Annotated in this window: 13 protein-coding genes; all 13 read right to left on the bottom strand. The window is 41.7% G+C overall.

All coding sequences use genetic code 11. The features are described 5' to 3' along the window. Nucleotides 1-173 precede the first annotated feature (173 nt). Nucleotides 174-1,316: an outer membrane protein assembly factor BamB gene (bamB, locus tag EXE30_RS11960; RefSeq protein ID WP_130162578.1), complete on the bottom strand. Its 1,143-nt coding sequence runs from the start codon at nucleotides 1,314-1,316 to the stop codon at nucleotides 174-176. Beyond that, the gene (locus tag EXE30_RS11955; RefSeq protein ID WP_130162577.1) at nucleotides 1,316-2,014 is read right to left on the bottom strand and encodes a YfgM family protein; all 699 of its coding nucleotides are present in this window, start codon (nucleotides 2,012-2,014) and stop codon (nucleotides 1,316-1,318) included. Before EXE30_RS11955 ends, bamB begins: the two co-directional genes overlap by 1 nt. A gap of 24 nt (nucleotides 2,015-2,038) precedes the next feature. Beyond that, nucleotides 2,039-3,331 carry a histidine--tRNA ligase gene (gene hisS, locus EXE30_RS11950; RefSeq protein WP_130162576.1) on the bottom strand — a complete coding sequence of 431 codons (1,293 nt, stop codon included), beginning with the start codon at nucleotides 3,329-3,331 and terminating at the stop codon, nucleotides 2,039-2,041. Further along, on the bottom strand, nucleotides 3,328-4,443 hold the full coding sequence (ispG, locus tag EXE30_RS11945) for a flavodoxin-dependent (E)-4-hydroxy-3-methylbut-2-enyl-diphosphate synthase (protein WP_130162575.1): 1,116 nt from the start codon (nucleotides 4,441-4,443) through the stop codon (nucleotides 3,328-3,330). The genes hisS and ispG overlap by 4 nt, the downstream gene beginning before the upstream one ends. Before the next feature lie 22 nt (nucleotides 4,444-4,465). After that, complete coding sequence (locus EXE30_RS11940; protein WP_130162574.1) at nucleotides 4,466-5,257, bottom strand: helix-turn-helix domain-containing protein; 792 nt, start codon at nucleotides 5,255-5,257, stop codon at nucleotides 4,466-4,468. Then, on the bottom strand, nucleotides 5,248-6,048 hold the full coding sequence (gene pilW / locus EXE30_RS11935) for a type IV pilus biogenesis/stability protein PilW (protein ID WP_130162573.1): 801 nt from the start codon (nucleotides 6,046-6,048) through the stop codon (nucleotides 5,248-5,250). The genes EXE30_RS11940 and pilW overlap by 10 nt, the downstream gene beginning before the upstream one ends. Before the next feature lie 17 nt (nucleotides 6,049-6,065). Continuing rightward, a complete protein-coding gene (rlmN, locus tag EXE30_RS11930) occupies nucleotides 6,066-7,301 on the bottom strand; it encodes a 23S rRNA (adenine(2503)-C(2))-methyltransferase RlmN (RefSeq protein WP_121930679.1) in 1,236 nt (411 codons plus the stop codon). 121 nt (nucleotides 7,302-7,422) lie between these two features. After that, nucleotides 7,423-7,854: a nucleoside-diphosphate kinase gene (gene ndk / locus EXE30_RS11925; RefSeq protein WP_130162572.1), complete on the bottom strand. Its 432-nt coding sequence runs from the start codon at nucleotides 7,852-7,854 to the stop codon at nucleotides 7,423-7,425. Between the two features lie 109 nt (nucleotides 7,855-7,963). Further along, complete coding sequence (iscX, locus tag EXE30_RS11920) at nucleotides 7,964-8,164, bottom strand: Fe-S cluster assembly protein IscX (protein ID WP_130162571.1); 201 nt, start codon at nucleotides 8,162-8,164, stop codon at nucleotides 7,964-7,966. Between the two features lie 83 nt (nucleotides 8,165-8,247). Next, entirely contained in the window at nucleotides 8,248-8,799 is a 552-nt protein-coding gene (locus EXE30_RS11915; protein ID WP_130162570.1) for a phosphatase PAP2 family protein, read from the bottom strand. Between the two features lie 21 nt (nucleotides 8,800-8,820). Next, on the bottom strand, nucleotides 8,821-10,107 hold the full coding sequence (locus EXE30_RS11910; protein ID WP_130162669.1) for a glycosyltransferase family 4 protein: 1,287 nt from the start codon (nucleotides 10,105-10,107) through the stop codon (nucleotides 8,821-8,823). Between the two features lie 156 nt (nucleotides 10,108-10,263). After that, the gene (locus EXE30_RS11905; RefSeq protein ID WP_130162569.1) at nucleotides 10,264-11,103 is read right to left on the bottom strand and encodes a symmetrical bis(5'-nucleosyl)-tetraphosphatase; all 840 of its coding nucleotides are present in this window, start codon (nucleotides 11,101-11,103) and stop codon (nucleotides 10,264-10,266) included. Beyond that, entirely contained in the window at nucleotides 11,103-11,915 is an 813-nt protein-coding gene (rsmA, locus tag EXE30_RS11900) for a 16S rRNA (adenine(1518)-N(6)/adenine(1519)-N(6))-dimethyltransferase RsmA (RefSeq protein WP_130162568.1), read from the bottom strand. The genes EXE30_RS11905 and rsmA overlap by 1 nt, the downstream gene beginning before the upstream one ends. Nucleotides 11,916-11,939 lie beyond the last annotated feature (24 nt).

The following is an 11,939-nucleotide window of genomic DNA, read 5'->3' as shown; positions in this document are numbered from 1 at the left end:
TAACCTTAATTCAGACGAGCCATCGTTGATGACATCGTATCAGAAACAGTATGGAAGATTTTCAGTGATCAAATGATCATAATAAAAATTCGGGGTTTTGTTTAAACAAACACCCCGAAGTATTTTTAAAAGTGCAATTCGCTAACTCGAATTTTACCACACATTAGGCAAAATTAACGATTCTGCCAAATGCTTAATGCACCTTTTTGAGTAGCGACATAAAGTTGGTTGTCGATGACACGTAATGTGCGGACATCTCCACGTGTTTTAGCGCGTCCAACCAAGCGACCAGTTGCAGGGTCAATCAGATGCAAAACACCATCCAAATCACCAACTACAAGATTCTGTCCCAACATCACAGGATTACTCAACTTACGATTCAATAAGCTTTCATTCTGCCAAACCAACTCACCTGTACTGAGATCGTAGGCATTTAACTTACCATCAACAGTTGAGATAAATACTTTATCTTCTGATACTTCTGGACGGTTGGTACTGCTCGCGTCTTCGCTCCACACCACACGTTGTGTCGCTAAATCAGTTACAGTCACTTGCCCTTGGAAGCTACTGGTCACTAAATACTGACCCGCAACCACTGGATCACCATTGATATCAATCAAACGTTGAATATCGGAACGACCTTCGCTGATAGCAACACGACGTTGAAACTGTGGAATACCGCTAATCACATCGATTGCGTAGATATACGCATTTGCTGAAGCAATCAGTACCGTGCGTTCATCCAAAGGTACAGGAGCAGCTTGGCCACGTAAGCTAAACTGAATATTTGGCAGCTTATATGCCCAAACCTGTTGTCCTGAAACAGCATCATGTGCAAAGACAGTTCCATCATTTGCCAGTGTAATCACCCGCCCCAACTGTATCGAGGAAGGAGATAAAATAGCACCAGACAACTGTGTTACCCACTTCTGCTCACCTGTAGCTTGGTCTAAAGCGAACAATTGTCCTTTCCGATTTCCAACAACAACAATCCCTTCACCTGCTTCAACACCAGCAGTTAGCTCTTGTTTGGTTATCTTACTTTTCCAAAGACGCTCTTTGCCTTTATAAGCTGAAACTTGCCCATCAGGATCAGGCGTAAAAATCACGCCATTATCCGTATCTAACTGCAAACGTAACGACTCAGCAGCATTGGTAGATGAAACACTTTGAGAAAAAACAAGGTTTAAACTTTGTTCTTGCGTAATTTTTGGCAATGGGTTTGGTTTCACTGGCTTAACTTTATTACTCGAACATCCAACGAATAAAGCTGAGGCAATGGCGATTGCCAATGGTAGTTTTAGTTTATTCTGCATTAAGACTCATCCACATTGGTATCTAAGATCGGGCGCTCAATTTCAGGATCATCTACTAAAACGCCAACACTTTCGAGTTTAATTTGTAAAAGCTGGCGCTCTTTTTTACGTTCGATCAAGCTATCCCATGCACTTTGATAAGCTTTACGTGCGGATTCAGTGTCTTTCTTCGCAACAAAAATATCACCGCGAAGTTCATCTACTGTCGCTTTAAACGTAGGCTCAGTAACATTCGCTAGTGTTTTTAAGGCTTCGTCATACTTTTTCTGTGCAAGTTGTGCATCTGCTAAACGTAGTTTAACAATTTGTACCAAACCAGCATCTTTGACTGTTGTATTTTCGACTTTCTTCAACGCTTTTTCAGCCGCCGCATAGTCATCTTTATCATAAGCCAACTTAGCTAACAAAAATTGTGTCTGGATTGCATGAACCGAATTTGCATCTTCTTTCACAATTTTATCTGCTGATTCAGATATCGTCGCAAAAGCATTCGGTTGATCCGAAATGACTTTTGCCTCATCCATCAACTTTTGTACTTTTGCTGTTTGACTCTGCGCTTCAGCAAGCGTTTTCTTTTGCCAATATTCCCATCCGAAAAAGGCAATCAAGGCAATGAGAATTCCGCTAATGATTGCAGAACCATATTTTTTGGCAAACGACTTAAATTGGTCGAATTGTTCATCATCACTTAAACTCATGTGATTGTCCTTTTCCTAAATATTTTATTGTTTAAATTTTTCGATAAAAAATGAGGTCAGCTCTGCTATGGCAACTTGTGACTGCTCTGCAGTTGCAAGCTCCTTCACCAAAAGCTGCTGTGATTCCCACTCGCGCTCACCCAAAATCACCGCATAGATCGCACCAGACTGATCGGCCTTTTTCATTTGGCTTTTCATACTACCTTTAGAGCCTGTTTTAAGGCGAATTGGGCTATTTGCAGCTTCAAGTTGATCACGAATTTGCTCAGCAAGTAACAATGCTTTGGCTTGATAGGCAGGTTCAGCCAACAAGAACACTTCACAGTCGCGTACAACACTCACTTGTTCTACTTGCTCAAGCAACAGTAACAAACGCTCCATTCCCATCGCAAAACCGACTGCTGGTACAGTTTGATCCGCTTTACCTTTTAGCTGTCCAACCAAACCGTCGTAACGTCCACCCGCACAGACAGTCCCTTGTGACCCCAACATGGTGGTGGTCCACTCGAAAACAGTCTTATTGTAGTAATCTAAACCACGCACCAATTTTTGGTTAATCACAAATTCAATGCCAGCATCGGTTAAGTATTGCTTTAATTGTTCAAAGTGATTGATGGAATCTTCTTTTAAGAAATCATGCAACTTAGGAGCATTTTCTAAAATCTTTTGAGTTGATTCACTCTTAGAGTCCAAAATACGCAATGGATTGGTGCTGAGACGGCGTTGAGAATCTTCGTCTAATGCTTCTTTGTGCTGAGTTAAAAACTCAACCAAAGCTGCACGATACTCAGCACGTTCATCTGTTTCACCCAAAGTATTGAGCTCTAAACGAACTTTGTCTGCGACACCCATACGTTTCCACAGACGTGCAGTCATTAAAATAAGTTCAGCATCAATATCAGGGGTAGCGACACCAAAGGTTTCTACACCAAACTGATGAAACTGACGATAACGACCCTTTTGTGGTTTTTCATAACGGAACATTGGCCCAACATACCAAACACGTGGTGTTGCACCACGCAATAAGTTATGTTCCAACATGGCACGTACACAGCCCGCTGTGCCTTCAGGGCGCAAAGTCAGCGATTCTGGTGGGTTTCCTTTATCGAAAAAGGTATACATTTCTTTTTCAACAATATCGGTTGCATCACCAATGGCACGTTTAAATAAACCTGTTTGCTCTACGATAGGCAAACGAATTTGTTGATAACCATAAGCATCCATTAAAGATGCAAGATGTTGTTCCAGACTTCTCCAAGCTGCAGTTTGCGTTGGAAGGGTGTCATTAAAACCTTTGATCGCGACGATTGAACTCATGATGAACTACGAATAATTTCTTTAGATTTGGCTTCTTCAAGCTCTTGAACACGTTGACGAACCATTGTCTCTATTTCATCAACCAACTGATTGGTGTCAATTAAATGACTTTTTTCACCATTTCGATAGACCAGTGAACGCGGTGACGCACCAACGATACCAATATCGGCTTCTTTGGCTTCACCAGGACCATTCACTTTACATCCGATCACAGATAAATCCATCGGTGTACGAATATCTTCTAAACGTTCTTCTAATGCTTGCATCACTTGAATCACGTTGAACTCTTGACGTGAACAACTCGGGCAAGCAATAAAGTTAATCCCATTTGAGCGCAACCCCAATGATTTTAAAATATCAAAGCCAATTTTAATTTCATCTTCGGGTTCAGCAGCCAGCGAAATTCGCATGGTATCGCCAATACCTTCCATCAGTAATCCGCCAAGTGCGATCGCTGATTTCACAGTACCTGTGCGATAAATTCCTGCCTCAGTCACGCCTAGATGCAATGGATTATCAATCTGTTGCGATAACAAACGATAAGCATCCATGGTTAAAAACACATTCGATGCTTTTACACTGATTTTAAACTCATGAAAATCTAAACGATCAAGAATATCAATATGACGCATCGCAGATTCAAGCAAAGCTTGACCTGTTGGTTCGCCATATTTCGCTTGTAGATCTTTTTCTAGCGACCCTGCATTCACCCCGATACGGATTGAAATATCATGATGTTTGGCGGCTGCAACGACTTCACGTACTTTTTGATCAGAGCCAATGTTGCCTGGATTAATCCGTAAGCAATCTGCGCCATAATCCGCCACAGCCAATGCAATACGATGATCAAAGTGAATATCTGCCACTAGGGGCACAGAAACACGTTTACGAATCGCACCAAATGCCTCTGCTGCTTCCATCGAGGGCACAGAAACACGCATAATGTCTGCACCAGCTTCTGCACACCGCTCAATTTGCGCGACAGTCGCATCAACATCACACGTTTCAGTATTGGTCATACTCTGAACACTAATCGGGGCATCACCACCGACATACACCGATCCCACACGAATTTTACGTGTTGGGCGGCGCTTAATTGGGTTCACGATCATCGTATAGCTCTACCTTTTAACATTAGCGAGACAAACGGAATTCAGCTTTACCATTTACAGTATAAGGACGCAAGGAAATCTGTTCTTGATTTAAGCTGAGTGATACAGCGGTCGCATCATCCAAACGAATTTGGAAAGGTGATTCACCGGTAAGGGTTAAAGTCGAAGCTTGACGACCTGTCGCCAAAACTTTAGCTGTTGAATCCACAATATGTACAGATGTTGGACGGCTAAAATTCAATACAAGCTGGTCACCTGATGTTGCGACGGTATTTGCCATTGGGAGAATTTCAATATTTGAATTGGTAATCTTTGGAACGTCAACATCATCTTTTGTGCTTGATGACCAGTTCTGCACAGCCATAACAGCTAACCAACCAAGCAAAATGATAATCACTAGAATCGCAATACGCTTTAACCATTGACGATTACGAACACTGTTCGAACCTGAAAGTTTACCCATGATTTTAATCGGTGAGTTATTCAAAGCATGACTTGCTTTTAACCCCGTATCATTGACATAAATTTCATCAAAACGGTGAATTATGGCGCTGGCATCTGCATTTAAATACTTTGCGTAAGCACGATAATACCCTTTGATGAAAGTTGCTTCAGGCAATGACGTATAATCATCTTGCTCTAATGCCGTCAAGGTTTTGACAGGCATATTCATTTCACGCGCAATCTCTTGCAGTTCTTTCTTTTGTGCAATACGAATTTGACGCAAATACTCACCAGGTCGTTGAATATTTCCCAAAGTTGACGAAGGAGAGTTTGAGCCAGTTGGCTGATGTGAATTTGGATTTATTTCCATACGGCCTCAGTACTGTACTGTAATTGCAAATAACGTTGATATTCTAGACTTTCTGGAAATAAAGCACGCAATTGATTGACCAACACTTGCATTCCCAATTGATCCGCATTCGCACGAGCAATGCGTATACCCAGCCAAAGCGCACGTGCACCTTGGTTTTTTTGTCCCACATTACGAACATATTGTTCATATAATTGTGACGCGTCTCTATTATTTTGTTGCAAATAGAAAATTTCCGACAACTCTAACATTGAAATGGTTGCATTTCGATTTGCTTGTAGTGCCTGTTTGAATGATTTTTCAGCATTCGCAACATCACCTACGATTAAATAGATCCGGCCTAAATTTTCCAACGCCTGAAAGCGTTGATCATAACCCAAGGTTGCACCAGCACGGGTAAATTGCTCAATCGCTTCATTATAGCGCTGCATTTGATACAAATATGTACCGTAATTATTACGAGCTTGTGCATTATTCGGTTCAGCAGAAATTGCGCGCTTAAAATATGCGTCTGCTTTTTCCATATTCAGCTTACTACCCTCTTGTTGCAGTAAAATGCCCATCATCATATTGGCATTTGCATCACGGGCATTGATTTTTAAGGCTTGGTCAAGTGAACGTTTAGCAGCATCGAGATCACCGTTACGAATATATTCTGCTGCTAACTGGCTACGAACCTGCACAGCCTTTTCGGGATTTTTGGTCGATGATGTGGTTTGGCAAGCTGTTAAACCCCACACAGTAAGTACAACTGTTGTCGCTATAATCGTTTTTAGTCGAGTTGTATTCAACGCTTTATCCCCAAGTTTTATCCTTGTGTGCGCAAAATTTCTTGTCGTTGCGCCACTTTCTTTTTCCACTGTTCAGCGCGACGAGTACGGTCAGCAACTTGTCCCACCAATTGTCCACACGCAGCATCAATATCATCACCACGTGTCTGACGAATCGTACACACAAATCCAGCATCAGACAAAGTTTTTTGGAAAGCAATGATGCGGTTACGACTTGAACGCCCATAAGGCGCATGCGGAAATGGATTGAATGGAATTAAGTTAATTTTACTCGGTAAATTTTTTAACAATTTCACCAGTTGTTGTGCATGCTCTGGATGATCATTGACCCCTTCCAACATGACATACTCAATGGTGACGTGTTTACGCGCACTTTCATTGCCATCTTTGGCCAAATATCGCTGACATGCAGCAATCAATTGTTCTAATGGATATTTTTTATTAATTGGCACCAATTCATTACGTAACTCATCATTCGGTGCATGTAATGAGATCGCCAATGCCACATCAATATCTTGTATTAACTGATCAATTTTAGGAACAACACCAGAGGTTGATAAAGTCACACGACGTTTAGACATTCCATAAGCAAAATCATCCAACATCAAGCGCATTGAGCTGAGGACTGCATCATAATTTAATAATGGCTCGCCCATGCCCATCATCACGACATTGGTTACCGTGCGCTCGCGCTCTGCTACAGGCACTTCTTCCATATAGGAATAATTGGCCATCCAAAGCTGACCAATAATTTCCGCTGGGGTTAAATCACGTTGGAAACCTTGTTTACCAGTCGAGCAAAATGAGCAATCTAATGCACAGCCCACTTGTGAAGAAATACATAAGGTCTTACGAGAGCCTGTTTTATCTTCCGCAGGAATCAATACCGTTTCAACTAAAGAACCGTCACCTTCGCCCACACGGAATACCCACTTACGTGTTCCGTCTTTTGAATAGTTACGATGAACCACTTCAGGAGCTTTAATTTCACAAATTTTTTCGAGTTTTTCACGCAATTTACCTGAGATATTGGTCATCTCAGCAAAATCAGTAACGAAGTATTGATGAATCCACTTCATGATCTGACCGGCACGAAACTTTTTTTCGCCCATGTCTTCAAAGAATTTTTCGAGTTCAACTCGCGACATGCCAAGTAAATTTACTTTATTGTCGGCAGCTTGAACGACAGGCGTAGTGAATGACTGTTGTTTTTCATCTGAATTTTCTGATGAAACGACGACTGCAGAACTCATGTGAATTTACCTAAACAATATCAGCACTAGAAAACACTGTGCATTATTTGCACAACACAATCTATAAAAAATAAAAAACCAGATAAGTAGTATACCACTTATCTGGCTTGAATACTTTGGATTAACGAGTGCGTGGGCAGATCTCGTTATCAGCAAAGAAGTAAGCGATTTCACGCTCAGCAGAAGCAACTGAGTCAGAACCGTGTGCAGCATTTTCATCGATGCTTTCAGCGAAATCAGCGCGGATTGTACCTGGCGCCGCTTCTTTAGGGTTTGTTGCACCTAAAATTTCACGGTGAGCAAGCACTGCATTTTCGCCTTCAAGAACTGAAACAACCACTGGACCAGAAGTCATGAAAGTAACTAAGTCACCAAAGAAACCACGTTCTTTGTGCTCAGCATAGAAACCTTCAGCATCAGTTTGAGAAAGCTGTTTCATTTTAGTTGCAACAATTTTTAAACCCGCTTTTTCGAAACGAGCAAAGATGTCGCCGATGTGGTTTTTAGCAACTGCATCTGGTTTTACAATAGATAACGTACGTTCAATCGCCATGGTTGGCTCCTATTATGGTCTAAACATTAAAAAATTTGCCGCATTATACCGATGTCATCACGAATAATCAGCTTGAATCTGTAAAAGTTCAACGATTTCGGATGAATTTCTAACGAACCTCATCCAGCCATGCCATTTGAATCGCTTCAAGCAAACCTTCTGTTGATTTATTCGGATCATCATTGAAATCTGGCAATGCGCAAACCCAAGCATGAAGATCGGTAAAACGGATCCATTGCGGATCCACCTCTGGATGTGCTTCGACCAATTCAATCGCGATATCCATGGTATCTGTCCAACGTAAGCCCATATAACAACCTAAGTAAATAAATATAATTAGAGCTACTTTAACAAATCATCAGATTTAAGCGGTAGTGTTCTCTTGCAAATAGGTTACAAAAGAATATTAAAACTTGGTGCGAGCAAAATGATGGCACTGGCAACAGACGCTCCAATCATCGCCCCTACAATTACATCACTCGGGTAATGTAGTCCCAGCACCATTCGTGACAAGGCGACCAGCAAGGTAAATGGCAGCATCAATAGCAGTAAAATTGGTTGGATATACCCTAAGGTAATCGTCAGCATAACCGCATGTAAGGTATGCCCTGATGGAAAGCTAAAATGATCCAATGGTCTCTCACCCAAAACAATGACTTGATGGACTTGATAAGGTCTCGGACGCGTCGTTTTGTGTTTCAAAAATTTATAAATTAAGGTGCCTAGCAAACCTGCGACGATCAAATACACAATTTGCAGACCGTAAGCCAAGCCTTGCATCGCCCAGACAGACAACAACATGACATACCAAAATGGACCATCCCCCAAACGACTAATCGTTTTAAAAAATAAGGCGATGCGTTGTGACTGTGAGAGATGGTTAAGGTATAAACACCCTTTTAAATCAAGATCTAACATTTTTATTTTTGCATTTTGAAAGTTCATCATCTTCTCCTATTTGAGAATTTAGGTAGCGGTCATGGGAGACTCCTTCGCTACCTGATAAAGTGCTTGTTCTAATTGTTGTACAGGAAATTGCCAACTGGATTGTTGGACGCTTTCACTGGCAAGTAAGCCCATTTGTCGCAACTGCGGAAGCGCAGGCAACTGACAAATGGATTGAATCAAATCGGCTGTGTTCCCTAGTGGACTCAACCATCCTGTAATCTCTTGTTTGACATGCTGATGTGCACAGACATAATCATAAGCCACGACAGGTAGACCACTGGCTATCGCTTCTAATACCACATTTCCAAAAGTATCGGCTTGGCTTGCAAAAGTAAAAACGTCTGCACTTGCATATGCAGCAGCAAGCTCACGCCCGCTTAAGCTGCCCATAAAAATTACATCTTTGGAGGTGGTTAATTTACTTAAGCGCACGCGATCAGGACCATCACCAACGATCACAAATTTAAAATTTGTGCCTTGTTGTGCTTGCAGTGCGTGGAAACTTTTAATCAATACATCCACTTCTTTCTCTGGTGACAAGCGCCCGACATACAACATCACCCGTGTATCAGCATCAACACCCCATTGCTGGCGTAATTGTGTTGAACGATGTTTTGGTGAGAATTTTGCCGTATCTACACCTCGTCCAACCACCACCAATGGACAGGTCACACCGAAACCACGTAAGGCTTGTTCGGTATATTGACTCGGCACGCAGGTAACATCAGTACTGTTGTGGAACCACGTCAAATAGCGTTGAATCGGCTTTACTAAAAAAGCCAAGTCAAAAAATCGACTAAAGTCTTGAAATGGAGAATGAAAACCACTTGAAACCGCTATCTTCTTAGAACGAGCGGCTTGCAAAGCCGTGAGCCCCAAAGGCCCTTCAGTCACGATATGCACCACATCTGGCGCAAACTTTTCAAAAGCTTTGGAAACCTTTATATATTGCGGCCAACCAAACTGAAGACTTGGATACTTAGGAATCGGTTGAGACAACACTAAACATTCTTGCTCAGGGTGGAATTCAGTACACACTTCTTTTTGCGCAGGTCGAACCAATAATATTTTATGCCCAAGGCGTTGTAGCCCCTGACATAATTGCATCATCGATAAAGCAACACCATTGATTTCTGGTGGCCAGGTTTCAGTTACAATCGCGATTCTTAGACGAGGACGAACTAAATCTTGAAGCTCAGATAATTCATTTTGTTGATCTTTAAGTTGCTTCCTTTTAAAGTAAAATTTTACACTTTCAGGAAACTGTTCTTGCTTTAATAGAGATGTCGCGTATGTGCTTTGCATATCGCCATCCATTTGTGTCGTTATTTTCATGCTTTAAGCTTATAAAAACATTTTGACACTTTAATGATCAATAGATGACAGTTTTTTGACAGTGTAAAATAAAAAAGCCCTATCCCAAACTGAGACAGAGCATAAAAATATGAAAGAGTGTCGCCATTAACCCAACGGATTATCGACCTTAAATAACTGCTGATCTTCCAAACGGTAAGCAATCAATTGCTGTCCCCAAACACAACCGCCATCAACACTTTGAATACTTGAGCCTATGGTTTTACCGTGTAAAGCCGCCCAGTGTCCAAAAAGAATGTGGTGTGTTTGTGCAGTCTGACTTTCAAAATCAAACCAAGGCTTAAACCCTTCTGGCATCGGCGCGTCTAAACCATCTTTAAAACTAAACTCAAGACGGCCATCTACATCTGTCAAACGCATACGCGTTAAATAATTGGTAATACAGCGTAAACGCGCCATACCCGTTAAGTCCTCAGACCAAACATCGGGTTGTGTACCAAACATTTCTGCCAAAAAATGATCCAGCACACTTAAGTCATCATGACCAACAACCTCTTGCACTTCACGCGCATAGCGTTCAGTTTGCTGAGCATCCCACAACAAAGGAACACCAGCATGCGTCACAATCGTGTGCTGATTTGGCAATAAACACAAAGGTTGTTTACGCAGCCAGTCAATCAGTTCATCACCATCAATCGCATCAATGATATCTTGGGTACCATCTTTGTCTTTGATTTTTTTAAAACCGCGTGCGCAAGCAATTAAGGTCAAATCATGATTGCCTAAAACAGTTGCAGCAGCACCCCGATCAGCGAGCTTTTTAACAAAGCGTAATGCGCCAACCGAGTTTTCACCACGCGCCACTAAATCACCGGCAAACCACAAAAAGTCTTGATCAGGATCAAAGCGAATTTCTTTCAACAATGCTTTAAGTGCCTCGAAACAACCTTGCACATCACCAATGACATAGTTATAACGCTTTGACATTAAGACACCATTTGATCAGATAACGCAACGAACTGAGCCAAGCTTAACGTTTCTGGACGTGCCATCGGATCAACACCAGCTTTTTCAAAACCATCCTCAGCTAACATTCCTTTCAAACTGTTTCGCAAAGTTTTACGACGTTGCGTAAAAACATGCCCCACCAGACGTGCTAAAGCTTTTTCATTATTTGCCACAATCGGTTTAGTTTCATAAGGCTCTAAACGGAATACGGCAGAAGTTACTTTTGGCGGTGGATTAAATGATCCCGGCGGCACTTCAAACAAGAATGTCGGTTTGCAAAAATACTGAATCATCACCGACAAACGACCATACTCTTTGGTATTTGGCACAGCTGTAATACGATCCACAACCTCTTTTTGCAACATAAAATGCATATCTTTGACTTTGCTACCAAACTCCAAGAGATGGAACAATAAAGGCGTTGAAATGTTATATGGCAAATTTCCCACGACACGAAGTGGACGACCTTCTTGAAACAATTGAGTGAAATCGTATTTCAATGCATCCGCTTCAATAATCGTCAAACGCTCAGGGTGTGGCACACGTGCAGGTAAGCCTGCTGCCAAGTCGCGATCTAGCTCCACGACAGTGAGAGCATCACACTCACCGATGAGTGGCGAGGTCAATGCAGCCAAACCAGGACCAATTTCGACAATATTTTCGCCTGTACGCGGATTTACAGAACGTACAATTTTGGCAATTACACGTTGATCATGCAAAAAGTTCTGACCAAACCGTTTTCGAGCCTGATGCCCTTCATCTTTAGGGTTTAGGGCATTAATTTGATACATATATTTATACTCAATATTTCAAAC

The sequence above is a fragment of the Acinetobacter halotolerans genome, assembly GCF_004208515.1.
Taxonomy (GTDB): domain Bacteria; phylum Pseudomonadota; class Gammaproteobacteria; order Pseudomonadales; family Moraxellaceae; genus Acinetobacter; species Acinetobacter halotolerans.
Note: the sequence above shows the minus strand (reverse complement) of the source record. Positions and strands in the feature narration are given on the sequence as shown.